Source organism: Tellurirhabdus rosea, from assembly GCF_026278345.1.
Classification (GTDB): Bacteria; Bacteroidota; Bacteroidia; order Cytophagales; family Spirosomataceae; genus Tellurirhabdus; species Tellurirhabdus rosea.
Map to the genome: position 1 here is coordinate 4,984,120 of NZ_CP111085.1, position 24,655 is coordinate 5,008,774.

24 protein-coding genes and 1 tRNA gene are annotated in these 24,655 nt (G+C 57.8%); 7 read left to right on the forward strand and 18 right to left on the reverse strand.

The features are described from left to right. Positions 1-72: 72 nt before the first annotated feature. Complete coding sequence (map, locus tag ORG26_RS21075; protein ID WP_266365347.1) at positions 73-837, forward strand: type I methionyl aminopeptidase; 765 nt, start codon at positions 73-75, stop codon at positions 835-837. 140 nt (positions 838-977) lie between these two features. On the opposite strand, the gene ORG26_RS21080 is transcribed toward map, so the two are convergent. Both ORG26_RS21080 and ORG26_RS21085 read right to left on the reverse strand, forming a co-directional pair. Further along, on the reverse strand, positions 978-1,724 hold the full coding sequence (locus tag ORG26_RS21080) for a hypothetical protein (protein ID WP_266365349.1): 747 nt from the start codon (positions 1,722-1,724) through the stop codon (positions 978-980). Between the two features lie 150 nt (positions 1,725-1,874). Continuing rightward, positions 1,875-2,879, reverse strand: a complete 1,005-nt coding sequence (locus ORG26_RS21085; RefSeq protein ID WP_266365351.1) for an AraC family transcriptional regulator — start codon at positions 2,877-2,879, stop codon at positions 1,875-1,877. Positions 2,880-2,948: 69 nt separating this feature from the next. On the opposite strand from ORG26_RS21085, the gene ORG26_RS21090 reads away from it, so the two are divergent. Then, positions 2,949-3,332 carry a hypothetical protein gene (locus tag ORG26_RS21090; protein ID WP_266365353.1) on the forward strand — a complete coding sequence of 128 codons (384 nt, stop codon included), beginning with the start codon at positions 2,949-2,951 and terminating at the stop codon, positions 3,330-3,332. 56 nt (positions 3,333-3,388) lie between these two features. Here ORG26_RS21090 and ORG26_RS21095 read toward each other — a convergent pair whose 3' ends face one another. The 3 genes from ORG26_RS21095 to ORG26_RS21105 form a co-directional block, all read right to left on the reverse strand. Further along, on the reverse strand, positions 3,389-5,188 hold the full coding sequence (locus ORG26_RS21095) for an AMP-dependent synthetase/ligase (RefSeq protein ID WP_266365355.1): 1,800 nt from the start codon (positions 5,186-5,188) through the stop codon (positions 3,389-3,391). 72 nt (positions 5,189-5,260) lie between these two features. Then, positions 5,261-5,989, reverse strand: coding sequence for a universal stress protein (locus tag ORG26_RS21100; RefSeq protein WP_266365357.1), 729 nt, complete (start codon positions 5,987-5,989; stop codon positions 5,261-5,263). A 148-nt stretch (positions 5,990-6,137) separates the two neighbouring features. Continuing rightward, positions 6,138-6,872, reverse strand: coding sequence for a porin family protein (locus tag ORG26_RS21105; protein WP_266365359.1), 735 nt, complete (start codon positions 6,870-6,872; stop codon positions 6,138-6,140). Positions 6,873-7,001: 129 nt separating this feature from the next. On the opposite strand from ORG26_RS21105, the gene ORG26_RS21110 reads away from it, so the two are divergent. The 4 genes from ORG26_RS21110 to ORG26_RS21125 all read left to right on the forward strand — a co-directional run bounded on the left by ORG26_RS21110 (position 7,002) and on the right by ORG26_RS21125 (position 11,288). Next, the gene (locus ORG26_RS21110) at positions 7,002-8,387 is read left to right on the forward strand and encodes a pyridoxal phosphate-dependent decarboxylase family protein (protein ID WP_266365361.1); all 1,386 of its coding nucleotides are present in this window, start codon (positions 7,002-7,004) and stop codon (positions 8,385-8,387) included. A 129-nt stretch (positions 8,388-8,516) separates the two neighbouring features. Then, positions 8,517-9,674 carry a hypothetical protein gene (locus tag ORG26_RS21115; protein WP_266365363.1) on the forward strand — a complete coding sequence of 386 codons (1,158 nt, stop codon included), beginning with the start codon at positions 8,517-8,519 and terminating at the stop codon, positions 9,672-9,674. Between the two features lie 69 nt (positions 9,675-9,743). Beyond that, positions 9,744-10,622 (forward strand): methylated-DNA--[protein]-cysteine S-methyltransferase, encoded by an 879-nt coding sequence (locus tag ORG26_RS21120; protein ID WP_266365365.1) that lies wholly within the window; start codon positions 9,744-9,746, stop codon positions 10,620-10,622. A 54-nt stretch (positions 10,623-10,676) separates the two neighbouring features. Continuing rightward, positions 10,677-11,288, forward strand: coding sequence for a DNA-3-methyladenine glycosylase family protein (locus tag ORG26_RS21125; RefSeq protein ID WP_266365367.1), 612 nt, complete (start codon positions 10,677-10,679; stop codon positions 11,286-11,288). Between the two features lie 83 nt (positions 11,289-11,371). On the opposite strand, the gene ORG26_RS21130 is transcribed toward ORG26_RS21125, so the two are convergent. The 13 genes from ORG26_RS21130 to ORG26_RS21190 all read right to left on the reverse strand — a co-directional run bounded on the left by ORG26_RS21130 (position 11,372) and on the right by ORG26_RS21190 (position 24,076). After that, positions 11,372-12,604, reverse strand: coding sequence for a metallophosphoesterase family protein (locus ORG26_RS21130; protein ID WP_266365369.1), 1,233 nt, complete (start codon positions 12,602-12,604; stop codon positions 11,372-11,374). Positions 12,605-12,668: 64 nt separating this feature from the next. Continuing rightward, positions 12,669-14,717 carry an LruC domain-containing protein gene (locus tag ORG26_RS21135; protein ID WP_266365371.1) on the reverse strand — a complete coding sequence of 683 codons (2,049 nt, stop codon included), beginning with the start codon at positions 14,715-14,717 and terminating at the stop codon, positions 12,669-12,671. A gap of 334 nt (positions 14,718-15,051) precedes the next feature. Next, on the reverse strand, positions 15,052-16,449 hold the full coding sequence (locus tag ORG26_RS21140) for a DUF4403 family protein (protein WP_266365373.1): 1,398 nt from the start codon (positions 16,447-16,449) through the stop codon (positions 15,052-15,054). A 28-nt stretch (positions 16,450-16,477) separates the two neighbouring features. Next, positions 16,478-16,648 carry a FeoB-associated Cys-rich membrane protein gene (locus ORG26_RS23615; protein ID WP_266365374.1) on the reverse strand — a complete coding sequence of 57 codons (171 nt, stop codon included), beginning with the start codon at positions 16,646-16,648 and terminating at the stop codon, positions 16,478-16,480. Positions 16,649-16,697: 49 nt separating this feature from the next. Next, entirely contained in the window at positions 16,698-17,252 is a 555-nt protein-coding gene (locus ORG26_RS21150) for a YfiT family bacillithiol transferase (RefSeq protein ID WP_266365376.1), read from the reverse strand. Positions 17,253-17,424: 172 nt separating this feature from the next. After that, positions 17,425-18,228, reverse strand: coding sequence for an inositol monophosphatase family protein (locus ORG26_RS21155; RefSeq protein ID WP_266365378.1), 804 nt, complete (start codon positions 18,226-18,228; stop codon positions 17,425-17,427). A gap of 33 nt (positions 18,229-18,261) precedes the next feature. After that, the gene (locus ORG26_RS21160) at positions 18,262-19,473 is read right to left on the reverse strand and encodes a lipoprotein N-acyltransferase Lnb domain-containing protein (protein ID WP_266365380.1); all 1,212 of its coding nucleotides are present in this window, start codon (positions 19,471-19,473) and stop codon (positions 18,262-18,264) included. Positions 19,474-19,507: 34 nt separating this feature from the next. Next, positions 19,508-20,173: a 16S rRNA (cytidine(1402)-2'-O)-methyltransferase gene (gene rsmI, locus ORG26_RS21165; RefSeq protein ID WP_266365382.1), complete on the reverse strand. Its 666-nt coding sequence runs from the start codon at positions 20,171-20,173 to the stop codon at positions 19,508-19,510. Between the two features lie 109 nt (positions 20,174-20,282). Beyond that, a complete protein-coding gene (locus ORG26_RS21170; protein ID WP_266365384.1) occupies positions 20,283-21,089 on the reverse strand; it encodes a ferritin-like domain-containing protein in 807 nt (268 codons plus the stop codon). A gap of 12 nt (positions 21,090-21,101) precedes the next feature. Then, positions 21,102-21,845: a ferritin-like domain-containing protein gene (locus tag ORG26_RS21175; protein WP_266365386.1), complete on the reverse strand. Its 744-nt coding sequence runs from the start codon at positions 21,843-21,845 to the stop codon at positions 21,102-21,104. A gap of 179 nt (positions 21,846-22,024) precedes the next feature. After that, positions 22,025-22,834 carry a ferritin-like domain-containing protein gene (locus tag ORG26_RS21180; RefSeq protein WP_266365388.1) on the reverse strand — a complete coding sequence of 270 codons (810 nt, stop codon included), beginning with the start codon at positions 22,832-22,834 and terminating at the stop codon, positions 22,025-22,027. A gap of 12 nt (positions 22,835-22,846) precedes the next feature. After that, positions 22,847-23,587: a ferritin-like domain-containing protein gene (locus ORG26_RS21185; RefSeq protein ID WP_266365390.1), complete on the reverse strand. Its 741-nt coding sequence runs from the start codon at positions 23,585-23,587 to the stop codon at positions 22,847-22,849. 252 nt (positions 23,588-23,839) lie between these two features. After that, the gene (locus ORG26_RS21190) at positions 23,840-24,076 is read right to left on the reverse strand and encodes a 4a-hydroxytetrahydrobiopterin dehydratase (RefSeq protein ID WP_266365392.1); all 237 of its coding nucleotides are present in this window, start codon (positions 24,074-24,076) and stop codon (positions 23,840-23,842) included. 363 nt (positions 24,077-24,439) lie between these two features. Between ORG26_RS21190 and ORG26_RS21195 the strand changes: the two genes are divergently transcribed. Then, positions 24,440-24,524 (forward strand) — tRNA-Ser (locus ORG26_RS21195). Positions 24,525-24,655 lie beyond the last annotated feature (131 nt).

A 24,655-nucleotide genomic window follows, 5' to 3' on the forward strand; every position in this document is an offset into this window, starting at 1 on the left:
TGCCGCAAACGCCGGGCAGAACGAATCAGGCAATAGGGCCGTTAGGGAATGAGCATTAACGAATAAACGACTATGTCAATAACCAGAGAAGCGGAACTGATTGGGATGCAGAAAGCCAGCGAAGCGGTTGCCTACACCCTGAAGGAAATGCGAAAGTATGCCCGGCCCGGCATGACGACTAAAGAGCTGGACAGTTACGGGGCCGCCATCCTTTCGGACTTTGGTGCCAAATCCGCTCCGTATGTAACCTACGGCTTTCCGGGCTGGACCTGCATCAGCGTCAATCATGAGTTTTGCCACGGAATTCCGTCCGACAACCGAATCCTGAAAGAGGGCGATCTGGTGAATATCGATGTTTCGGCCGAACTCGATGGGTTCTGGTCGGACAATGGCGGCTCGTTTGTCCTCGGGGAAGACGTCAACCGGCACCAGAAACTCGTAGACGCTTCCCGGCAGATTTTGCAGAAAGCCATCGCCAACATCAAAGGCGGGGTGCGCATCTCGGACATTGGGCATCTGATGGAAACCGAAGCCAAAAAACGGGGCTACAAGGTCATTAAAAACCTCACCGGCCACGGAATCGGACGAAGCCTGCACGAAGAACCGGGCGAAATCGCGAATTACAGGGACCGTTCCAATACGACCAGATTCCGGAAAAACTCCGTCGTGGCCATTGAAACCTTTATCGCCACCACGTCCACCTACGCCGAAACCCTGAACGACGGCTGGACACTGGTGGGCAACAAAGGCGGCTTTATGGCACAACACGAACATACGATTGTCGTGACGGACGGGAAGCCCATCATTCTGACCGAAAAGAATGACATCTGGAATTGATTCAACCGTTTCCAGACTAGCCATTGCTTACTGCGCCCTGCGGGTGGCGGAGGCGTTGCGCGTTTAGGACGTCTGGCTTTCGGAAATAGTACTCACTCGTGGCCCTGCCTCAGTCGTGGTACGAGCCTCGCCGGTTAGCCTTAAAACGTCAAACTGTAACCAACATACGCATACGTGATCGAAAGCCGCACCCGCTCGGCCTTGGGGTAAAAGAATTTAGCAAGCCCAAGTTTGATAGAGCTTCTCCCTAACTCGACCCGTCCGCCCGCAGTAAACAGGATGATCTGCGAAAAATTCTTTTTTGCCGAATTCGTTTCCGCGTATTGATTCTGCGTGATAAAATGAAAGCCTCTGACTATTTTTCGGCTATAACTAACACTCGCCGTACTCTTGACCTGATCGGGTAAATTGATGGTCCAGTTGGTGTCGAAATCGCCAAGCAGGTACTTGCCCCGCACCGTGCCGACGCCCAGGGTCAGATGGCTGTTGGGGTTCCCATGCGTGAGCAGCAATTGAGGAAAGAATAGATACCCCTTGTTGTCCCGTCGCCCATAACCAAGCTGGGAGTAAGTCACAGAGGCCGCTATCGCCAGCTTTTCAGACAGGGGAAGGCTGTATTGAGCCCTCAGGTAAAAAGGCGGACGTTTAAGCGGAATAAGGGACAGGCCGCCCGCCAGCAACAGACGGTTCGTCACACTATATTGAATTCCGTTTACCAGAATGTAATGGTTGTTATAAACGAAAGTGCCTTTGGGCGGCGTCAGGGCGCTGGGTTGAAAGAAGTACGAAGTATAGGAAGCGTTGGTTACGGAGGTGTCTTTCTGACTAAACCCTTCGCTGGAAAAAAGTAACGCAATGAAGAAAAAGAAACAGCGGGGTATTGTCATGTACCAAAGTGGTCAACCTTGAAGGCTGGCGTAAAAGAATTCCTAAAGATAGGCAAAAAGAGTCCTTGATTTGCAGGAGATTGATTCTTCGGTAAGAATCCGCTGGTGGGACGCCCCTGCGTTCCGGTGCCACGGCTTTAAGTCTGTGAGCTACATCGCCAGTTCTTTCAAAGGCTCCTCCGGTTGGCTTCGAAACCGATGCCGCATCCTTTCCGGGGTGGTGCCAAACCATTTTTTAAACGCGTGGAGGAAGGCGGCGGGTTCGGAATAGCCCAGAATATAGGAAATCGAGGCAATACTGTATTGCTCGTGCCGGAGCAGAAACGAACAAAGATCTTTTTTCAAAACTTCCAGCACCTCCCGGAACGTGACGTTTTCGGCCTCCAGCCTCCTTTGCAGGGTCCGGGGCGTCATGCACAGGGTCTCACAAAGCCGCCGAATGTCCGGTAACTTCGGGTCCGACAGGGCGAGCATCGTGACTTTTACGCGGTTGGCGAAGCTGCTGTCCGGCTTAACCTCTTCGATCATTTTCAGATACTGTGGGACGAGCAACTCCAGATGCAACCGCGCGTGACTCCGCATTCCGGCCTTCAGCACGCCGGGCTCGAACGAAACGGCAAACGCTTCGCTCTTAGACCAGCCTGTTGGATAATGGGCATCGTGGAACGGCGAGCCCAGACAAAGCTTTGGGTCCTGCTCCGACATCATCCGGATTTCCCGGGCGATGATGGTACAAACGTTTTCCAGAATGACGCGGTTAAGGGCGGCCTTGCCATCGAGGATTTCCAGGGTCACCGTCGCCCGTTCGGGCGTGAGCTGCATGGACGCGCTGACAAGGGGCAGGGTGGCCGCGAGGTAAGAACCCAGATAATGCAGTGCCTCAGAAAGGGTGGTCGTCTGGAGCGAAATCTGGTAAATCAACCCGAGCAACTTCATGGAAATAAAGTTGCCCGCCTTAATTCCCCAGAGCGGATCGCCGAGTTTTTCGTGGACCGTTTCCAGAACAGCGTAAAAATCATTTGTACGGATCAGGGCCGTATCGCTCCCGGGATCGGGCGGTAGTCCGTCGATGGATTTTAGCAACGGATTCACCGCCACGCCTCTTACCTGCGCGTATTCGGTGAAATTTTTGAGATGGGAGGCCAGTACGTTCATTTTGTCGCAAACTATCAATTTCGTCCGGAAAGTCGGGTCTAGTTTTGCACAGTACTAAAACAAAACACCATGGCAACTTTACGAAATGTTCTGTTAATCAACGCGCTGAGTTCAGGAGCAACGGGCCTTCTTTTGATTTTTCTGCCGGGCTACATAGCTGGGCTGTTCGGCACTTCGACGCAAATGCCTTTTGTGGCGGTCGGTATGTTTCTTCTGGTTTTTGCGCTGTTGGTTTTTAGCCAGTCCAGACGAAATCCGCTGCGTAAAGGGTGGGTGAAGTTTATCATTGCGCTCGATATGATCTGGGTGGTCGAAAGCCTGATTATTGTTTTCCCTCAGCTTTTTAACCTGTCATTTCTGGGCTATGCGCTCATTGCCGCAGTAGCTGGCTGGGTGGCTTTGATGGCTGTCCTGCAAATAAACGGGCTGCGGCAACTTCCTCAGGCCGGTTAACCCATCCGGTGGCACGACCGCCGGGCAGCCCCGAGACAGTCGTGCCACCGGTCCTCTCAGGCGTACATCCCCGCTACCAGCGACCCGTAGCGCTCCAGAATCACCCGGCGTTTGAGCTTTAGCGTGGGCGTCAGTTCGCCGCCTTCGATGGTCCATTCCTTCGGCAGCAGCCGGAATTTTTTGATCTGCTCGACGGGGTTGAAATGCTGGTTGTACTGCTGAACGGCCTCCTTGATCTTTTTGAAAACGCTTTCGTCGTTAATGACTTCCGTATCGCCGGGATAAGGCCGGTTCTCCTCCGAAAACCACTGCCGGATGGCCGCAAACGAAGGCACGATCAGGGCCGAAACGAACTTCTGGCCTTCGCCCACGACCATCATCTGCTCAATCCAGCGGCTTTCCACCATCTTGTTTTCGATGGGCTGCGGGGCCACGTACTTGCCGCCGCTCGTCTTGAAGAGTTCTTTTTTACGGTCGGTAATTTTCAGGAATTTAGCATCGACCATCATGCCGATGTCACCCGTCCGGAGCCAGCCGTCGGGCGTCATGACCTCGGCCGTCAGGTCGGGGCGTTTGTAATAGCCCATCATCACGTTCGGCCCTTTGACCATAATTTCGCCGTCTTCGGCAAAACGCACGTCCACGTCTTTTAGCAGCGGTCCGACCGAGCCGAACAGCCGCCCGGATTCGACGAAGCGGTTGCCGCTGATGACCGGCGAGGTTTCCGTCAGGCCGTAGCCTTCCATGACGATAACTTTAGCCGCCGCAAAAATCCGCAGCAGCCGCACCTGACAGGCCGCCGCGCCGGTGATCACCGCCCGGACATTGCCGCCCAGCGCTTCCCGCCACTTGCTGAAGATTAGGCGGTCGGCCAGTGCCAGTTGCAGGCGGTAGGCGAGGGGCTGCGTCTGGTTTATCTCGAAACGCGTAGCCAGGCCCAGCGCCCAGAAAAACAGCTTTTTCTGAACCGGCGGCAGACTGTTGCCTTTCGCCAGAATACCTTCGTACACCTTCTCCAGCAGCCGCGGAACGGTCGTGAACACCGTTGGTTTTACTTCCCGCAGGTTTTCGCCGATGGTATCCATGCTTTCGGCATAATAAATCGAAGCGCCGGAGTAGATATAACAATACGTCGCGGTTCGTTCGAAGGCGTGGTTGAGCGGGAGAAAACTCAAGGCCCGCCTGCCCTGAATGCCGATTTCCTCGAATAGTTCGAAACTGCTGAAAACGTTGCTCAGAATGTTCCGGTGCGAGAGCATGACACCCTTCGGCGTGCCGGTGGTGCCGGACGTGTACAGAATCGTGGCCAACTCGTCGGTCTGAATGAGCCGGTTCAGCCCGTCCAGCTGCGAGGCCAGTTCGGGGGTGGGGTCAATGAGCAGTTCGTTCCAGGACCGCGCCCCGGCGATGGGAGCAAACGAAAAGATATCTTTCAGCTCCGGCAGTTTATCGCGCAAGCCGGCCACTTTCCGGAACATGACTTCATCGTCCACAAAAACGGTTGTCACGGCCGCATCCTGCAGCACGAATTGTAATTCAGCCGCATTGATCGTCGGATAAATGGGCACAAGCACCCCGCCCGCCTGCTGTACGGCCAGGTCCACGATGACCCATTCGGGCCGGTTACGACTCAGGATGCCGACTTTGCTTCGTCCTTCCAGCGTCCCGTCGCCGTAGGAAACGCCCGTCCGCAGCAGGCCGGCGCTCAACTGCCGGGTCAGCGTCTGCACGTCCGAAGTGGCGTAGGTTTTCCACTGGCCGCCTCCGTCTTTGGCCGCCAGCATGTCGGGCAGCGGATGATTTTCGGCCTGGAAGCGGAGGCAGTCGAATAAGCGGGCAGGTTGTGGCGAGGTCATACGTAAAAAGTGCCCATTCTGTGACAAACGGGCGTTTTTAGTCAGGTCGCAAAGAAACAACGAAATTCGGAACTATGCGTTTTTCGGCTGCGGATGATAGATCAGCACCGGCACTTCGGAACGGGAAAGCAGCCGCTGCACCGGGTCCGTTGAAAACAGACCGCCGCGTTTGTAATCCATCACCACCACCAGATCGGGCCGCTGGCTTTCAATCTGTTCGAGCGTCAGAAAATGGAGGCTGGCATCCGGAAACGCTTCCACGATGTCGGACGTCTGCCGGGAGGCCTCCGCCTGGGTCGAATCCTGCTGCATCAGATACGCGATGGTGCTGACCTGCGCGGGGCGGGCGGCTCTGTTGTCGTCCGACGCAGGCACATACAGCACGGGGGTCACGGCGTCGCGGGCCACGTCCATCGCCGCCGACCCGGCCAGGCGGTCAAAAAAGGTGCTGACGTTGTCGCGGGAGGTGATGATCAGGTCGGCATTGTGCTCGGCGGCGGCGTCCAGAATTTCCTTTTCGACGGAGCCGGTCCGCCAGTCACCCGTCGCTACGAGCCCCTCGGCCAGCAACTGGTTGACAAACGTTTCGAGCGTCTGTCGGCTGATGTCCACCACATCCTGCGAAGCGGCTACTCCGACGCCGGGGCCGTTGAGGCTGGGCAGCGAGGTGTCGGCCACCATCGGCTGGTAGATGTGCAGGACCGTGATGGTCGCTTTGAATTGCCGGGCCAGCAGCCGGACCCAGTCCAGAGCCGGGTGCGCCGCGTCAGTAAGGTCGGTCGGAAAGAGAATGTTGCGCATGGGGGTAGCGTTTAAGGTTTAACGTTTAACGCGCTCTGCCCCTCGTGAAAATCTGCGTTGAGGCGAAGCCACCGCAGCGGCGGACCGCGTTAAACGTTAAACGTTAAACGTTCAACATTTTCCCCATAAACTGAGCCAACGCCCTTTTTTACCGGGTGAACTGGTAGCGCAGACCTGCCTGGCCGCCGAGTCCCCAGCCGAAACCGCCCGTGACGCGGTCGGGGCCGTTGGCAAACCAAATGGCCCGGCCGGTCATGACGAGCGCAAGGCGCGGGGTCAGCGGGGCATCGAAGCCCAGTGTGGGAGCCAGCGAGAAGAGGACGGGCGTGGCCCGTTCGGCAAAATATGCCTCGACGTCGCGTTTCAGTTCGGGCAGATTCAATTCGGCGGAGGAAAACCGTTCGGGCAGGAAATCGGCCGTCTGCCGGCCCGCCGTCCGGATGTCGGAGCGAATTTGAAGTCCGATAATGGCCCGCGCTTTCCGGGAAAAAACCGGCCGGTAATACAGTCCCAGCGGAACGGAGAGGTAATAATCGCGGGTGGTCACGTCGGTCAGGACTCCCCGCTCGGGAATCGGCGCGCTGGAGTTGACCGCCTGTTTGACCACCGCTATTTCCGAGTTAAAACCTGTGTTCGTGTAGCGCCGCGAATGCCCTAATCCCGCCGAAAACGCCCATTTGGAAGAAATTGGAAACAAAACCTGCACCGAAGGCGAGAAGGCCGCGCTGCCGCTGCTGACCTTGTCGCTGGAAGGCTTCAACGGCTGACCGGCGTCCGTAACCCGGGAAACCAGTTCCAGGTCGAGGGGCGATACGGTCACGGAAACCTGGGCCGAGGCCGTGAACGCGGAGAGCAGAAAGGCGAGAAAGGTAGCTTTTTTCATGAGTCAAATGTAAGATTATTCGTCCGTTAATACAGGCAGATTGCCCCGTTTTGAGTAAGCGGATAAAGCAAAACCGTTGCGCCGCCCGCCCGATTTTTTGTACCTTGACCGCCCATCAAAACCGCAATTATGGAGCCCGCAACCTCTGCCGCCCTTCTCGACAAACTGAGCCACGAAATTCAGGATTTTTTTGACAATCCGACCTCTGTATCGCCCACCGTCACCGCCGCCGAACTCCGGCAACACCTGAGCCGCTTTACCTTCGACCAGCCGCTGGAGGCGGAAACCGTGTTCGACGAAGTCCGGCAGATGATGCGGGCCTGGAACGTGCAGATTTCGCATCCCCGCTATTTTGGCCTGTTCAACCCGGCCCCGACCCGGCCCGCCATCGTGGCCGATGCCCTCACGGCCGTCTACAACCCGCAGATGGCCGCCTGGTCGCACGCCCCGGCCGCCAACGAAATCGAGCGGCATACGCTGCACCACGTCGCCCGGAAACTGGGCCTTCCGACGGAAACGGTGGCCGCGAATTTTACGTCGGGCGGCTCCGAAGCCAATCATACCGCCGTGCTGGTGGCGCTGGCGCACCATTTTCCGCAAACGCTCGAAGACGGCCTGTTTGCCCTGAGCAAACGCCCCGCTGTGTACGTCTCGGAACTGGCGCACAACTCGTTCGACAAAATCGTCAAGCACGTCGGGTTGGGGCTGGGTGCCCTGCGGCCGGTGCCCGTCGATGCCTCGCTGCGGATGGACGTGGCGGCGCTGAAAACCCTTCTGAAAGCCGACGAACAGGCGGGATTAGAGCCGTTTCTGGTCGTCGGTACGGCGGGTGTCACCTCGACGGGCACCATCGACCCGCTGCCGGAACTGGCGGAAATCTGCCGGACCAACGGGCTGTGGTTCCACGTCGATGCGGCTTGGGCCGGAGCCGCGGCGTTCTCCGAAACGTTGAAACCGGCCCTGCGGGGCATCGAAAGCGCCGACTCCGTGACGGTCGACGCGCACAAGTGGTTCAACCTGACGATGGGGGCGGGCATGTTCTTTACGCCGCATCAGGAAAGCGTTCGGGCCGCGTTCAACGTCCGGGCGGATTACATGCCCGCCAGCGAAGCGGATGTGGCCGTGCCGTACCTGACCACCCTGCAATGGTCCCGGCGCTTTACCGGACTAAAACTGTTTATGACGCTGGCCGAACTGGGCGACGAAGCCGTGGCGGCGATGCTCGACCACCAGGCCGAACTGGGGCATTATTGCCGAAAGTGCCTGTCTGATAACGGCTGGATTGTTGTCAACGAGACACCGCTGCCGGTGGTTAATTTCACACATCCGGCGATTCGCTCGGGGGCCGTTTCCGTCGAAACCATCCTTGAAAAAGTGTATGCCGGGGGCGATTTGTGGATTTCGTCCGTCACGCTTCGGGGTGAAAAAGCCTTCCGTTTCTGCGTGACGAATTACAAATCCACGACCGCCGACGTGGATGTGCTGATGCGGGCGTTAAATTCGTTTGTCGGCTAACGCCTGGCTGCCCCTGTCGGGAAAGGTGATTCGTGGCTGGATGCACACCGGATAAACTCTTTCTGGACGGAGTAAACATTTTGATTTATCGGTAATAAACCTCTGGCCGCTTTTTGGAATCAGTAGGGTATGAAACAACTGTCCTCCCACTCGTCTGTCTGGTTTTTTGGGCTGCTGCTCTGGCTGAGCGGTTGTTCGGCCGGAGAAAGCGCCCTTAAAAACGGGAATTACGATTCGGCTGTTCTGTCGGCGGTCGGCAGACTGCGGCAGAAACCGGAGCATGCCACGGCGCAGAAAGTGCTAAGCCAGGCTTTTCGGGCGGCGTATGAGCAGCGGCAAAATGCGATTCTTCGTCTCAGCCGGTCGGCAGAGCCTTTTCGCTGGGAACGGGTCCTGCCGGAGTACCAGAAACTGCAGAAGCTGGGCGATGCCATCAACGCCTGCCCGACCTGCCCGGAACGGGTGTCCGGCTTCCCGCTGGATTTCCGGGACCGACTGGGCGAGGTCCGGGAGCTGGCCGCCGCGGACCGCTACCGGGCGGCGGAGGAGGCCTTCGCCTACCGCGAAACGGACCGGCAGGCCGCCCGCGAGGCCGTGCTGCAGTTTCAGAAGGCGAGCCAATGGGTGCCGAACTACCGGGATGCCGACGGCCGGGCGGCGGATGCGCTGTACTTCGCGGCCTTCCGGCTGGTCATTGAACCCATGCGGCCTTCCGTGGAAATTTCCAGCTCGGAATACGACGAACTCCAGCGGGACATCTTCCGGAACCTGGACCAGAGCGGGCCGCCTTCGCAATTTGTGCGCTACTACATGCCGGGCGTCACCCCCGAACCCGGCCGAATGCCGAATCACGTCATCCAGAGCTTTGTCGCCAATTACGTATCCCGCCGGGAGAGCATCACCTCGGCGTCGGCTACCGTAGAGAGTTCGCAGAAATACAAAGTGGGAACGAAGAAAATCAACGACTCGACGGTGGTGGATGTGATGGAAACCGTCAAAGGAACCCTTACCACCCACCGCATTACCGTAGTGGCCCGGCTCGACCTGCGCATCCGGGCGCTCGACCCCGGCGCGGAACGGGTGGCCTGGGAAGACGAACTGACCGAGGTTGAGGAGTGGGCCGACGAGTGGGAAACGTTCAGCGGCGACCAGCGCGCCCTCAATGGTAAAAGTTTGAAGACCAGATCACTCCTGGTGCCCAGCACCTGGCAACTCTACAGCAACCTCAGTTCCTCGATGGCTTCATCGGTCAGCCGGAAACTCCGGTACATGTACCGCGATCACTGAAAGTCCGCAAGATTCGGGTTGGGAGACCGCCGGGGGCGCGGTATCTTTGAACAAAGATCAACTACGGCCATGCTGGAAACCAGTCCGACCTACCAACAGATTGCCCGGGCCATCGAATACCTGATGGCGAATTATCAGCAGCAGCCTTCCCTGTTTGAGGCCGCCGAAACCGCCAGTCTGAGCGAATACCATTTTCAGCGGCTGTTCACCGACTGGGCGGGCGTGAGCCCGAAGAAATTTCTGCAGTATCTGACCCTGACGCACGCCCGCGATCAGCTCCGGCACGGCCTGACCGTGGCCGAGGTGGCCGAGCAGGCCGGGCTTTCCGGGACGGGCCGCCTGCACGATCTGTTTGTAACGCTGGAAGGGCTCACGCCCGGCCAGGCGCGGCAGGGCGGGGCGGGGCTGGCGCTGCGGTACGGCGTCTTCGACAGTCCGTTCGGGCCGTATGCGCTGGGGGCGTTTGGCGATAAAATTGCCAGACTGGATTTTCTGGAAGAAGGCGATATTGGCGAAACCATCACCGAACGCATGGCCGCTTACTGGCCCGCCGCTACGCTGGTGGCGGATCCGGTGGGCCTGCAGCCGCTGGCCGATTCCATCTTCACGGCCACTCCCGCCCGTCCGCTTCGGCTGCTGGTGCGCGGCTCGGACTTTCAGGTGAAAGTGTGGGAGGCGCTGCTGAAAATTCCCGAAGGGCGCGTGGTCAGTTACGACCAGCTGGCCGCTGCGGTGGGCATGCCGACGGCTTCGCGGGCGGTTGGGACGGCGGTGGGGGCCAACCCGGTGGGGTATCTGATTCCCTGCCACCGGGTTATCCGGAAAACGGGGATTTTTGGGCAGTACCGCTGGGGGAGCCTGCGAAAAACGGCCATGCTCGGCTGGGAGGCCGCCCGGACGCAGCCCGCCGAAAAACAGATGTCCGCAGAGGCCCCGTTTCTTTCCTGAATACCTTATTTTCAATCCGTGGCGTTCCATCAACCGCGCCGCTGGCTACACTGCATGGAGAATACAATTCCCCCGATATTGCTGCAGGACCCCGTTCTGGCCCGTATTATTGACACAACACCCGCTCCGAAGGTGACGATGGAGGAGAATGTACCCGACCGGGTGTACCTCGCTCTGCTCGAAAGCATCGTTTCGCAGCAGATTTCGGTCAAGGCCGCTGACTCTATTTTTGCGCGTTTCCGGGCACTTTTTCCGGATCAGTATCCGCACCCCGACCAGCTGCTCAGCCTGCCCACCGAAACGCTGCGGGGCGCGGGCCTGTCGGGGCAGAAGGTCATTTATCTCAAAAGCGTCGCGGAGTTTGCCCTGCAGAACCGCCTGGACCTGCCTTTTCTGAACGGCCTTAGTGACGACGAGATCGTGAACTACCTGGTTCCCATCAAAGGCGTCGGGCGGTGGACGGTCGAAATGATGCTGATGTTCGTGCTGGACCGGCCGGACGTGTTTCCGGTGGACGATCTGGTCATCCGCCAGAAAATGGTCCGCGCCTACGAACTGACCGAAACGGGCCGACCGCTCTACAAACGGCTGCACGACATCGCCGAAGCCTGGCGCCCTCACCGCACGCTGGCGTGCCGGTATTTGTGGCGGTGGAAAGGGGAATGATTGAATGACTGAATGACTGAATAGCTTCGCAGAGCTGGAATGTGCGAAGCCATTCAATCATTCAGTCATTCATCATTCAGTCATTACACCTTCGTGTCCGCGAATTGCCGGATTTCCGGGTGGACAAACAGCGTTTCCAGCCGCAGATCGCCGTTGGTCCGGTTGACGGTCCAGGCTTCGGACACGACCGTGAGATTGTTCTGGTCGATGTAATCCAGTTTGACGGTTTTGCCCTGAATGGTCATGAGCGCGAATCCGTTGTAGCCGACATCCCGCCGTTTCAGCCGTTCGCGGACGCGCTGGTCGTGCAGGCGCAGCTTGTTTTCGTGGCCCTGGTCCGGCGCATCGATTTCGACCGGCATACCGCCGATGCCGACGCAGCGCCCCCAGGCCCGGATGCCGTCGGACAACCCGTGCTGGTCGTAAAACGTGAGCCGGTGCTCGTGGCCCCAGATCCAGACAACGGGCCGGTCGGCCTCGCCAAAAATTTCCCGCAACTGCTTTCCGACGATCGGGTGGTCGTCCCGGAACGAAGAATAATAAGGGTGGTGGCTGAGCAGGATAATGCCCCGGGTGTCGGTGGGGTCGCCGAGCTTTACGATGTTTTTGAGCCAGGCCACCTGTTCCTCGCGCAGCTGGCAATCGGGTTTGAAGAGCACTTCCAGAAACGGCCGGTTGGTGGAGGTGTAGCCCGTGTCGAGGCCGATAATCCGCCAATGTTCGTGTTCGAGGCAGAAAAAACCGGCCTGCTGGGTGGCCACCGCGCCGTTTTTGCGGATTTTCATGGCCGGAAGCAGCTTTTCGAAATAGGCGCGCCCGTTGCTGTACATCTCGTGGTTGCCCGAAAGCGCCAGACTGCCGTGGCTGCCGTAGTGCCACGACGAATGCGGGGCCAGAAAGTTGTCCTCCACCTCCTGCGGCGTCCCCACGTAATAAATGTCTCCCAGATGAATCGTATAATCCGGCTGATAGGTTGAAACGAGGTGGCCGATCTGGTCGGATTCGACCGTGTCGCTGGCCCAGTCGGAGAGGAGCGCCAGGGTGGTTTTTCCGTCGGTCACTTCCAGCGGGTAGAGGCCGTCATCGCCGTTGCGGGGGTAGAACTGGTAGGGGACTTTCGGGCCAAACCGGCTTTTGGCGTAATGAAAGGCGAAGCCCATGAGGTTACTCCAGAAGAAGGCGCTGAGGAGGTTGGTGGTGGTGCCTGTATACTTCGTTTTTTTCTCGTACAAGGCCACCTGCGTCTTCAGGTGATTTTCGAGCTTGCTGTGGCCGAGGTTGACGTACTGCTGCGTATCGCGTTTCTGAGGGTCCATGCCCAAATATAAAAAAACTCCCGCCGATGGGGCGGGAGTCTTAGGAAATGCAACCGAAGGAGGATTACTTCTTGAAGATGTTTTCCGTCTTGCGGTAGTTCGTCTTGTTCATGTACCAGTCTTTATACTGCGCGCCACCCGTAGCCGCCCACTGGAAGAAGTTCAGGTGCGTGTTCAGGATGGACGTGCGCTCGAACGGATAGTCAAACTCTACCGGAATGTTCAGCGCCCACGGCATGTTGCTGTCGTCCTTGTAGAACTTGTTCAGGCCGGGGTTGGTCTTGTCGTTACCCGTACCGAAGTAGGCTACGTTCGCTTTGGTCGTCGGCTGGTGGTTGGCCAGGTGGATTTCCCGGCCGCGCTCGTTGCGGGCGATCAGGAAAGTATTGTACGGAGCCGTACCCAGCGCCGCCCGCGTCACCGGCGTGTTGAACGTCAGGTCAACCGTGAAGATTTTGCCTTCGTACGTGGTCTTGCCCGATTCCGTATTCACGAACAGGCTCGTCGCCGGGGCCGAAATCATGTCGTAGGCGTTCTGGAACGGAATCAGCGTAATGTTGGTCTGGCCCGCTTCCGAGGTTAGCGTTTTGGTCGTGTTCGTGCGGGTGTCGGTCGACTTGGCCGTTTTGATGTTGGACGCGGCAACCGGCATCTGGATACCCCAGCCGTTCTTGAACGAGGCCCCGATGGCCCGTACTTTCAGCTTGGTCTTGACGTCAACGATCTCGTTTTTGGCGTTCAGCACTTCCTGGAAGTTGTAGCTCATCACCAGGTCATTGAAGTCGTAGTCGCCCTTGCTCGGCCACAGGTCTTCGTAAGCCAGCGTACCGTATACATCTTTAGCCGGCGTGTAGACGTTGAACGCGCGGTCCTTGTCGGTCGGGTACTCGTCGCGCGGGTCCGGAATTTCGTCGCCGTCGGTGTCCGTCGGCTTGTCCGTGGTCGGCAGCGGCGTTTTGTCAACGGCCGTGACCGGGTTGGAAGTGATGTAGAAAACAGCGTCGTTGTAGTCGTTATCGCAGACGATCGGCGTGTTCATCAGGCTCACGTCTTCGACGGCGAGCAGCACCCGGTCCGTAGCGACGTCATTCAGCACGACGAAGTGGCGGCGCTTGTTCGGATCGGATTCCGAGTTCAGGGCCGAGTGGCTGAAGTGAGCGTAGTTACCCTGAGCAATGTCTCCGTTGGAGGTGTTGTAGGCGTCGGCCAGCATGAAGAAACCGATGCTCGTACCGGCCGGGAAACGACCGATGTGCACCCGGTGACCCGATACCAGCGAGCCGTTGCTGCCCACCATCGACACGTTCGGGAAGATGATCGTCGGGTTCTGGAGCTGGTTTACGCTGGTGATGGTCGCGCTTTTGTCGTACGTATAGAAGCCGAGCGAGTTTTTCCAGCCCGCGCCTTCGGTAACGAACGTAACCCATACGTCGGCCAGTTCGGTGATGTCGAGCGTGGTCGGCGCGTTGTTGGCGATGTACTCCGGGTGCGTCGTCGACAGCGGCTTGCTTTCCGGCAGAGAAGCCGTGATGCGGTCGTAGAACGCCTGTTCGATGGCGTCCGGCGTGTTGGAAACGAGGTAGTTCGGCAGGCCGTTGTTGTTCCAGGAACCGAGGGTCTTGATGTTCGGAATCCGCGTGTTGCTGATGCTGGCCGTTACGCTGGCTTCTGCCGAAATACGGCCGCCGGGGTTGGAACCGCCGAACGTGGCTACCACCTGGTTGCTGCTCAGGGTAATCACCTGGCTGCTGGGGATACCGGGATAAGTCGTCCGGATTTCCACCTGTCCGAGGTGGTTGGCCAGCCGGTGCTTCATTTCAAAAACCCCGTTTGCCGAAGTCACGCCGCTGAAAAGCAACTGGTTGTCCGGCAGGCTGTAGACCGAGAACGGAACGCCGACCATCGGGTTGTTCCGGTTGGTCAGGGCCGTGATGCGGAACGCCACATCCTGGTCAGAAGCAAATGAGAAATTGTCCGGAATTTTGCTCAATACCGGGAGCGTCGGGTCAGTCGGCGTCGAGATACCGTCTGGTTTCTGACAGCCGCCAAGCGTCAGAACCGCGCCAACCATCATGGTACCGATGGCGGCTTTTAAACGTACTGGTCTGGTCATAAAACGAAAGTGCTCAAGAGGGCCGCACCCTGGCCCGATTTGGTTAAGTACAGATGTAATCTGATAATATGGGAAACAATGAAATACCGGGCTGGTATTCAGGTAGGGGAAACGTAAACCTCCGGCTATACCCGTTGGGCGTAGCGGTCGTTTTCAGTCAGTGATCGTTCAGAGAAGATTGTCCGATAAAAGGACATGCAAAAGTAGATAAGTAAATTATACTAAGCAACAATAAGCAGAAAAAAATAGTAAGTATGGTACTATTTAAATTTATTAAAGATAAGCTAATAATCTTCTGATTACGCGGTTATGGCCCTGTTATTCCATTTGATAATCAGACATCGGTTATCTTGATGCGGAAACTGGTTCGTACTCTGAGGTGGACGTGGATGGCTTCCGGACGAATGGCTATTTGTCTGGGAATGAAACGAAAGGTCTGAATATCCAGGTCTGCTTTCCGGCCCGGACGGCCCCGTTCGAAGGCCGTCTCAATCTTGACCGGAATGGTAGAAAAATACCGATGCAGCGGCAACGACAGGGCCTGTTGCAGCGAGTCTTTCAGCATGTCGTGCAGGAAGTAATCGGCCGTATGGGGCAGCACATCCTCCGTGTGAATGTCGTACTCAAAATTGCGGACGGCGGCCGTCTGCCGCAGCGTATCAAAGGCCGGTCGGCCCCGGAAAAACAGCGTGCCGTTGATGGCGCCTTTCACCTTTGTCTCCAAAATGAGGGTATTGCCCCCGCCGTAGACCATCGCTTCCTGGATGGAAATGGACTGGGCTGCCACTTCGAGTTTTTTGTTTTTCAGGGTTCGTTTCAGCGCCAGGTTCAGGCGGTCGTAGGAAACCCGGCTCAGCAGGTTCAGTTCCGTCACCGGCGGCAGGGTATCGGCCCGGCGCAGGGGCGGCAGCGCGGCCGGACGGAGGCTGTCGGGACGATCCCCAAAGTGGGTTTCGAGCCGCAGTTCCACCCGCAGCGGCACCACGATCGTCTTCCGATTGCCATAGACCTTGCTGGCCGAAATCGCGTACGGATGGGGCACCAGCCAGATGTTTTCGTAATTGCGGTTGATGCGCAGCGGCCGATGGAGGCTCCGCCAGATTTTTCCGATTTCCCGGTCCAGCCGGAGTTCCTGGTAGATGGCGGCACTGATGGCCTGTTCGATTTCGGGCCGGCGTTTCTGGAGAATTCTGTCAACGCGGCGCTTGACGTTGAACCGGATGCCCAGCAGTTTGACTTTGGGTTCGACCGTCCAGCGGTACCGCTTCAGGGTGACGCGGGTCAGAATCCGCCAGTTGGGCGTTACGGCCACCGGACTGTTGAACTCCACGTCCAGCGAGCCCAGCTGTTGCCGCTTGTGGTTCAGGTCCAGCGGATTGTCGATCCAGATGGTGATGGGCGCGCCAAACGACAGCCGTTTTCCGTCGAAGCTCATCCGGACCCGGCCCGAGCGGAGAACCCGCAGCCGGAGCACCGTTCCTTTGGTTTTGGGCAGGCTTTCCTGATCGACGAGGACTTCTCCCAGCGACTGGTTCACCTTTTCCTCCAGTTCCCGGACCTCGAAGAGGACGGGCGCGCTGAGGTAGGAGGGACCAATGGCCAGCGTGTCGTCGAACGCAGTGGCATCGGGCGGCTGGGGCTTTACGCGTTTGCAGGAAATCACACTTATGCCGACGAGCAGGCCCAGCAACAGCCACCAACTGCCCGCCGGACACATCGTCCGGTTTTTCATCGTTGAAAGACAAAAAAAAGACTACGCCTCAGACGGTCGTAGCCTTGTTTGTTTTACCGGTAAGTGCCGTTTTCTCCTCTCCGCAGCCACATCCTTTGGCACAGCCCGTTTTTTTTGCAAATACGGTCCGATACACGCGCCGCCCGATGTACAACAGGGCTCCCAGAAAGAGTAGGCCGATAATGAGTTGTTCGATCATGCGCTGTATCGGGTTGACGAAGCGTCCTATGTCGGGGCGCTCGTATTTCCTAAACGACGCTGCGCAGCCAATTGTTCCGTTCCGCTAGTTTGCGGACATGCTGATAATGGTGCTCGCCATGCCAGGCGTACAGACCCGCCACTTCGGCCAGGACATACGTCCGCTGGTAGCCCGGATGGTAGTAGGTACGCCGGAACTGTTCGTCGGTCAGCTTGTCGAGGACGGTGACCCAGCGCTGGTGCAGATTGCTCAGAATCACCAGCGACGGGGCGATGCTGAGGCGGTAGTCCGGCAGCTCGGCCCAGGCCGCTTCGTCGTAGCCTTTGACCTGCGGGTTCTCTTCGGTCACGGCCAGTTTGGTCCGGATGTAGGCGTTCATGTGGCTGTCGACGAGGTGGTGCACAACCTGCCGGACGGTCCAGCCGCCGGGCCGGTACGGGGTGTCGAGCCGTTCGTCGCCCCACTTGCCGACCAGTTCGGTCAGGTTGTGCGGCAGGATGGCGATGGAGGCGAGTTGTTCCTTGATGGTTTCCATCGAATACGGCTGGCCGTACTCAAATTTACCGATTGGGTAGCGGAGGAGTTCGAGGTCGTGGTTTTGCATAAGGTCGGTGTTTGGAGGATGAACAAAAACAACCCGCCGATTGAACGGCGGGAAAAAACGGACGAATCCGGGTGTGCTAACCGTTTCAACGGTTTTGACACCCCGAAACCGTTGAAACGGTTAACCGGCAGGAAGGCAGCTAACCGCCGTGGACCCCGGTTGAGACCGGGGCTTATCGGTCCCAGTAATCCCGGATGGCCGCCACCAGTTCCGGCTGCATGGCGCATCCGGCGATGACGTCCCCGCGAAAAAGAAACTCGTCGCCACCGTAAAAATCGGTCACAATTCCGCCCGCTTCCCGGACCAGAACGACGCCCGCGGCCATGTCCCAGGAGTTCAGGTTGTATTCGTAAAACGCCTCGAAACGGCCGCAGGCGACATACGCCAGGTCGATGGCCGCCGAGCCGAGCCGCCGCAGGCCGTGGGTTTTCTGCATCAGCGACTGCAGAATGTCGAGGTATTTGTTCATCCCCTCGAAGCGGTAGTACGGAAAACCGGTCGCGATGAGGCTGTCGGCGAGTTTCTGGGCGGGCGAAACCCGAATCTGTTCGTCGTTGCAGTAAGCCCCGCCGCCTTCCCAGGCGCTGAACACCTCGTTGCGGTTGCCGTCGAAGATGACGCCCGCGATGGGTTTGCCGTGCTGCGTCAGTCCCACGCTGACGCAGAAGATGGGCAGCTGGTGAATGAAATTGGTCGTGCCGTCGAGCGGGTCGATGATCCAGTTCAGGCCGTTGGGGTCCGACTGCTCGCCGGTCGTGCCTTCTTCGGTGATGAAACCGGCTTCCGGCAGCAGCTGGCTCAGCCGTTCGACCAGCCGTTTTTCGGCTTCTTTATCGACGTACGAAACAAGGTTGTTGAGGTCCTTGTACTCAATCCGGCCCCGGTCGAAAGCCCGGGCTTCCTGATGAATGAACGCTCCGGCTTCTCTGGTAATGCCGACAAGCTGTTGCGTAAGCGCTTTTAAATCGTGGCTCATGAAAAATGGGTCAATGGTCAGTGGATTCTTGTCTTAGGCCGTAGCGCGGGTGGCGGGCTGTACTTCGTTTTCCCGGCGGCCAAAATGAAACAGCGTCCGGGTCAGGATGATCAACACCAGCGGCAGGGATTCGTAGCTGTATCCGTGCAGGAGCGCATAGGCGTAAAAAAGCAGCGCCAGCACGGAAGTAATGGCGAAATACCGGCGGGTCCGTTCCGGGGCGCTGGCGCGGGTGGCCCAGAAAATGAGCGGCAGGTGCAGCGGCATCATCAGCAGCAGGGCCGGATTCCAGGCCGTTACGCCGTGGTCGGTAGCCACCCAGAGCAGGAACAGAAACCAGCCCCAGAAGCCCAGAAAGCCGAAAAAGAACCGGTCAAACCGCGTACCGCGCTGGCCCAGCCGCCGCTGGCGCCGGGTCAGGAGCACGACCAGCAGGAACGCGGCCGTAAAGACGATGAACGGGGAAAGGATCGTGGACAGAATACCAGGCTGCTCGGGCTGCGCCACCACCAGCGGGCGGTTTTCGCTCACCAGCGGCAGCCGCTGCCCGTTGGGCTGCAAAATCGTGGCCTTCTGAAACTGGATGAAAACGTTCTGCGGCAGCCACATGGCCACCCAGGCACTGTTGCGTTCGTCGGCCGGGCGACCGACGGCCATGTTCATTCCGAAGCGGGCCCAGTGCCAGTCGCCGAGGTAGTCGTTCATCCAGGCACGGAACGAACGCGTGGAGTCGAGGGCCGTGGGGTCGAACCGGATGCTGTCGCCCGCGGCCTGCACGATCATGTCGCGCGGACGGGTCGAGCAGTTGTCGTGATAAAATTTATAGCGGTAGAGCCGGTTTTCGGGCAGGTAATTCTTCGCCAGTGCGTCGAAAAGCTGTTGTTTCTGGCTCTGCGACAAATTCAGCACCTGCTCGGTCATGCTCCGGTTCACGCGCTGGTAATAGGCGGTTACCTGATAAAGATTGTGGACGGAAAGCGTGTACGGCAGCGTTCCCCGCAAAAATTTCAGCACGAACGAATCGGCATCGTAATCGAAACCGCCGTAGCTGTAGTTCTGGTCGAAGCCGAGGGCCGGATCAAAAATCCGGATTTCGGTATGCCCGAAGGCCGACGAAATGTCGTCGTCGCCCGGCCCCACGGTAATGAGGCTCACCTGGGTCTGGGGTGAGAGGGTCTGGGCTTTGGCCGAATGAAGAATGAAAAATGAAGAATGAAGAATGAACAGGGCCGTCAGCCAGCGCATTCTCCGCCGACTGCTGTTCACTGACCACTGCCCGTTATTTTCCCTGAACACAGATAACAAGTTCACCTTTGATCGCTTTTTCGGCAAAATACGCAATTATTTCCTGCAGAGTTCCCCGTACGGTTTCTTCGTACAGTTTTGTCAGTTCCCGGCTGACGCTCGCCGGTCGGTCGGGGCCGAAGGTCTGGCTGAACTGTTCGAGGGTTTTGAGCAGGCGGTGGGGCGATTCGTAGAAAATCATCGTCCGTTCTTCGCCGGAAAGCTCGGTAAGGCGGGTCTGGCGGCCTTTTTTGTGGGGCAGAAATCCTTCGAAGGTAAAACGGTCGGCGGGCAGGCCGGAAGCCACCAGCGCCGGAACAAAGGCCGTGGCACCGGGCAGGCATTCCACCGGAACGTCGGCCTTGATGCACTCGCGGACGAGCAGAAAACCGGGGTCGGAGATGGCCGGCGTACCGGCGTCGGAGATGAGGGCGATGGTCTTGCCCGACTTCAGCTGGGCGATGATCCGCTGCACCGTCTGGTGCTCATTAAATATATGGTAGCTGTGAAGCGGCTTGCTGATGGCGAGGTGCCGGAGCAGCACTCCCGAGGTACGGGTATCTTCCGCCAGAATGGCATCCACGCTTTTCAGCACGTTGATCGCCCGCAGCGTAATGTCCTCCAGGTTGCCGATCGGCGTGGGAACGAGGTAAAGCTTCATTAAAGAAGTTTATGGTTTAAAGTTTATAGTTTATGGTTCAAAGGTAGGCGTTCCCGGACGGCTTCCCTAACTCTAAACCATAAACCATAAACTCTAAACCATAAACCGATTAGCCGACAATAAACGGCATGGCGATGGCCAGTACCTGCTCTTTGGTCAGCGGCTCGTCGAAGGATTCGGTCACGGCCATGGTGTCGATGCCGAACAGAACGGGTCCGGAGTGCGCGTTGATGGGGCCGAGGCGCTCGTTCTGGATCTGCTGGTCTTCACCCGCGTAGATGGCGGCGGGCAGACCGGTGCTGTCGGCAAACGTAACCCAGCCTTTGTTGCCGTTCAGGCGACGGATGTAGGCCGCGTGGCGGGCTTCCACCGAGTGGATGTTGAGGGCCGCTTCCAGCACCGCTCCCGTACCGACGAGGTTACCGGCCTGTCCCTTGTACGCCCGTACGCCCGTATCTTCGAACGCCTGCGCCAGCAGTTTGTAGGTCGTGTAGCTGCTGAACACCGTCGGGAACGTCCCTTTCGCCGTAAAGTCGAACCGGGGTTTTTCCACCGGACGGGCACCCAGCGACTGCAGCACCTTGCGCAGGAATGCGACGTGGGCGTTTTCGTGCATCTGCACTTCCGCGAAAATCAGCCGGTCTTCCGCCGGAATCAGGCCCGGTGTACCCATACCGATGTTGTAGAATTCTGCTTCCAGGTACTCCAGCGTCAGGGCGAAATTCAGGACATCGACGATCTTGTTGTTGGTGCTCGTCTGGGCATACGCTTTTTTCAGCGACGACCCGAAAGCCAGCGGCAGGGCCGCGGCGGCCAGTTTGCCGCCCAGGTTCAGCAGGCCGCGGCGCGAATTCAGGCGCTCGTATACTTCAGGATCAACCTGCTCGATATCGGAAAGAATGTTTTGCAATTTCATCGTGTGGAGGGATTACATGTTGGGGAGATTGGGACCGGTAATCATCGTTTTGACAAACGGGCTGGCGATGGCCAGTACGTCTTTCGGCTCGCGGGATTTTTCGAGCCCTTCTCCGTTCACGACATCTACTCCGGCATAGTGGCCCGTTTTGGGAGCCAGCAGCGAGCGGATCACCGAGGCGTGGCGTGCCTCCACCGACACGATTTTGCCCGCCAGCAGCAGGTAATCAGGCGTCATCAGGTACTTACCCGCCCCGTTGTACGCCGAAACACCGAGGTCTTCGAATGCCCGGGCCGTGGTCAGCACGCTGTTGCGGTCCTTGAAGTTGACTGCGCTGAAATCCACTTCCAGGTCTCCGATGGCGGCGCTGCCCAGGGCGCGTTTGAAGAATTCGCGGTGCGTAATTTCGTGGTCGCGAATGTCTTTCAGAATCTGGCGCTCGTCGGCGTTGATGCCGTTGTACGGCATTTTCACGACCATGTCGTAGAAAGCGGCTTCCAGTTGCTCCAGGGCGTAGGCGTAGTTCAGAATGCCTACGTCACCCGATCCCAGGTCGACCCCGGCAGCTATACGCGCACCGCCGCGGGCGGTCATGTCATCTCCTGTGATTGGATCCTTGCTGCAACCGGCCACCATCAGCGAAGTAGTAGCGGCGGCGGCTCCGGCCATGCGCAGAAACAGGCGGCGGCCTACCGGTTCGAGCCGCAGTTCGGTCTTGCGGGCATCTCCAGCCGAATTACTGAAAAATTTGCTCATAAGGTGTGTTAGATAGTTAAGCCTTCCCGTCCGTTGGAAAGTACACAGACCTACGAGCAGGGTTTGATTATGGATTTTTTGACGACTAAATTTTTATAAAGATGGTTGCTTCCTGAGGGAACGGGACAAAAAAAGCGGGCGGGAAGATTCTTCCCGCCCGCTGGCTGCTGTGGTCTGAATTACATACTGACGATGAACGGGGCGATAATGGCCGTCACCTGCTCGCGGCTCAGCGGCTCGTCGAACGCCTCGGTCGCTTCTTTTTCTCCGACACCGAACGGAGCCGAGATGGCGGCTACGTTGATGATAAAGGCCGGGTCGTTCTGAAACTTGTTGTCTTCGCCAACGTACACCAGCGGCTCGGACCCTTCCGGATCGGCAAACTCGATCCAGGGCGGTACGTTCCGGAGTTTCCGGACAACCGCCGCGTGGCGGGCCTCCACCGAGTGAATCTGAAGGGCGGCCTGCAGAATCGCGTCGTTATCGATCAGGTTGGGGGCCTGTCCTTTGTAGGCGCGTACGCCGGTGTCCTCAAATGCCTGGGCCAGTGCTTTGTAGACTTCATAGTTGCGGGACGGGTCCGGGTATTTGCCTTTCGCCGTGTAGTCGAACTGCGGCCGTTCGATGGGTCGGCCGCCGAGTGCGATGATGGTTTTCCGGACAAACGAAACGTGGTGGTTTTCGTTGTTCCGCAGCTCTTCCCACACCAGCCGGTCTTCCGCCGGGATGACGTTCCAGGCGTCCAGCCCCAGGTTGTAGAACGTGGAGTCGGTATACTCGGCCAGGAGTGCGAAGTTCAGAATGTCGATAATCTTGGCGACGTCGGAGGTTTGGGCATAGGCTTTATTAAGGGCGGAACCCAGGGCCACGGGTACGGCAGCTGCGGCTACTTTGGCACCCAGGCGGAACATCGAGCGACGGGAGTTCAGACGCTCGTACACCTCGGGATCCAGCTCTTCGAGGTCTTTAAATAAATTTTGGAGTAACATAGAGGAGTGTGGTTAAGCCGTTGGAAAATCTTTTGCCATGATGGGAGTTTTGATGAATGCCTGTGCTTTGGGCAGCACCTCCGTAGGCTCCAGCGCCAGATCGAGACCCGTTCCATCGTTGACGACATCGTATCCGGCAAAATGGCCCGTTTTGGGAGCCAGCAGATAACGGATGGTCGCGGCATGGCGGGCTTCCACCGACACGATTTTCCCGGCGGCAACCAGGTTTTTGGGCAGCGACAGGTACTTGCCGGCCCCGTTGTAAGCACCCACACCCAGATCCTCGAATGTCCGGGCGGTGGTCAGGACGCTGATGCGGTCCTTGAAATTCACCGCGCTGAAGTCTACTTCCAGCTCCGGGATAGCGTATCCGCCGAGCAGTTTTTTGAAGAATTCGCGGTGCACTACCTCGTGGTCGCGGATGGCTTTCAGAATCATCCGTTCCTCATCGTTCATGCCGCCGTAGGGCATGTTGACGACCATGTCGTAAAAAGCGGCTTCCAGTTGTTCCAGGGCGTAGGCATAGTTGAGAATGCCGATTTCCCCGGAGCCCAAATCCACCCCGGCGGCGATACGGGCGCCACCGCGGGCCGAAATTTCCTCCGTGATGGAGTCTTTGCTGCAGCCGGCCACCATCAGCGACGTGGTAGCGGCGGCGGCCCCGGCCATGCGTAGAAACAGGCGACGGCCCACCGGCTCCAGACGAAGTTCCGTTTTCCGGGCCTCAGCCGAAGTACTAAACATTTTACTCATAACGTGTGAGATAGGGTTTCTGCTTCCCGACCTTCGGAAAGTCAAGTTGCAAACCGGAGGTCCCACCCGTGGGTTACACAAGAATGATTGAACGGCCCGGGATTGATTGAACGGCAGAAAGGAGTGATTGACAGAATTTCGAATGATTGAATGACCGATAGGCGGTGTGCCACGGTGCATAGCTCCGATAGGCTCACCCAAGCGAAGCCTGATCAACCACCGCGGCGGACCGCCCATCAGTCATTCAGTCATTCAATCATTCAAAATTCTGTCAATCGCTCCCGCCAGTTCCCGGTCTTTTTGGGTAACGGTGTTGCCGGCGTCGTGGGTGGTGAGTTCGATGGTGATTTTGTTGTAAACGTTGGTCCAGTAGGGGTGGTGGTCCATTTTTTCGGCCAGCAGCGCCACGCGGGTCATGAAGGCGAAGGCTTCGGAGAAGTCGGCGAACTGGAAATGGCGCACGAGTTTGTGATCGGTTTCCTGCCACATGGGTATGGATGGGGGTTGGTTTGTGGGGAATAAAATTAGTGAAGAAGTGTTTCGGACCTAATGATAAATTGTTTCCGGTTTATAGGGCAAAATTTTTACCTTTGGGACCTGATTGTCTGGCTCGTTCGGAGCGAAGGAAGCGTTGATAGCCGGACAATTGAGATGTCGATAGAATATTCGTTACAGCCCGCTGGCTTTACCGGCGGGCTGTTTTTTTTGAGCTAAGTTTTGCGGGTAAGTGGCTGATTTGTCGGTAAAAACGGCGCAGATGGCCTTTTTTGTAAAAAAATCTTGCGGGCCCGCTATTGACAAGACCGGAAAATCGCCCTACCTTTGTGTCATCAAATCGGCGATGTCGCCTCTAGAGGGATGGCAGAGCGGTCGAATGCGGCGGTCTTGAAAACCGTTGACTGTAACAGGTCCGGGGGTTCGAATCCCTCTCCCTCTGCTAAAAAGCTCGTTTCCAAGTTGGAGACGGGCTTTTTGCGTTTACGCCTCTCATTTGGACTGCGCTTTTGACACGATACAACTAAAAATAATTATATTGCCATACTTCTACTTCTAAATATTTACTATAAA

Coding starts and splice junctions, on each gene's coding strand:
- map (WP_266365347.1), top strand. CDS start 73: ATGTCAATAACCAGAGAAGCGGAACTGATTGGGATGCAGAAAGCCAGC.
- ORG26_RS21080 (WP_266365349.1), bottom strand. CDS start 1,724: ATGACAATACCCCGCTGTTTCTTTTTCTTCATTGCGTTACTTTTTTCC.
- ORG26_RS21085 (WP_266365351.1), bottom strand. CDS start 2,879: ATGAACGTACTGGCCTCCCATCTCAAAAATTTCACCGAATACGCGCAG.
- ORG26_RS21090 (WP_266365353.1), top strand. CDS start 2,949: ATGGCAACTTTACGAAATGTTCTGTTAATCAACGCGCTGAGTTCAGGA.
- ORG26_RS21095 (WP_266365355.1), bottom strand. CDS start 5,188: ATGACCTCGCCACAACCTGCCCGCTTATTCGACTGCCTCCGCTTCCAG.
- ORG26_RS21100 (WP_266365357.1), bottom strand. CDS start 5,989: ATGCGCAACATTCTCTTTCCGACCGACCTTACTGACGCGGCGCACCCG.
- ORG26_RS21105 (WP_266365359.1), bottom strand. CDS start 6,872: ATGAAAAAAGCTACCTTTCTCGCCTTTCTGCTCTCCGCGTTCACGGCC.
- ORG26_RS21110 (WP_266365361.1), top strand. CDS start 7,002: ATGGAGCCCGCAACCTCTGCCGCCCTTCTCGACAAACTGAGCCACGAA.
- ORG26_RS21115 (WP_266365363.1), top strand. CDS start 8,517: ATGAAACAACTGTCCTCCCACTCGTCTGTCTGGTTTTTTGGGCTGCTG.
- ORG26_RS21120 (WP_266365365.1), top strand. CDS start 9,744: ATGCTGGAAACCAGTCCGACCTACCAACAGATTGCCCGGGCCATCGAA.
- ORG26_RS21125 (WP_266365367.1), top strand. CDS start 10,677: ATGGAGAATACAATTCCCCCGATATTGCTGCAGGACCCCGTTCTGGCC.
- ORG26_RS21130 (WP_266365369.1), bottom strand. CDS start 12,604: ATGGACCCTCAGAAACGCGATACGCAGCAGTACGTCAACCTCGGCCAC.
- ORG26_RS21135 (WP_266365371.1), bottom strand. CDS start 14,717: ATGACCAGACCAGTACGTTTAAAAGCCGCCATCGGTACCATGATGGTT.
- ORG26_RS21140 (WP_266365373.1), bottom strand. CDS start 16,449: ATGAAAAACCGGACGATGTGTCCGGCGGGCAGTTGGTGGCTGTTGCTG.
- ORG26_RS23615 (WP_266365374.1), bottom strand. CDS start 16,648: ATGATCGAACAACTCATTATCGGCCTACTCTTTCTGGGAGCCCTGTTG.
- ORG26_RS21150 (WP_266365376.1), bottom strand. CDS start 17,252: ATGCAAAACCACGACCTCGAACTCCTCCGCTACCCAATCGGTAAATTT.
- ORG26_RS21155 (WP_266365378.1), bottom strand. CDS start 18,228: ATGAGCCACGATTTAAAAGCGCTTACGCAACAGCTTGTCGGCATTACC.
- ORG26_RS21160 (WP_266365380.1), bottom strand. CDS start 19,473: ATGCGCTGGCTGACGGCCCTGTTCATTCTTCATTCTTCATTTTTCATT.
- rsmI (WP_266365382.1), bottom strand. CDS start 20,173: ATGAAGCTTTACCTCGTTCCCACGCCGATCGGCAACCTGGAGGACATT.
- ORG26_RS21170 (WP_266365384.1), bottom strand. CDS start 21,089: ATGAAATTGCAAAACATTCTTTCCGATATCGAGCAGGTTGATCCTGAA.
- ORG26_RS21175 (WP_266365386.1), bottom strand. CDS start 21,845: ATGAGCAAATTTTTCAGTAATTCGGCTGGAGATGCCCGCAAGACCGAA.
- ORG26_RS21180 (WP_266365388.1), bottom strand. CDS start 22,834: ATGTTACTCCAAAATTTATTTAAAGACCTCGAAGAGCTGGATCCCGAG.
- ORG26_RS21185 (WP_266365390.1), bottom strand. CDS start 23,587: ATGAGTAAAATGTTTAGTACTTCGGCTGAGGCCCGGAAAACGGAACTT.
- ORG26_RS21190 (WP_266365392.1), bottom strand. CDS start 24,076: ATGTGGCAGGAAACCGATCACAAACTCGTGCGCCATTTCCAGTTCGCC.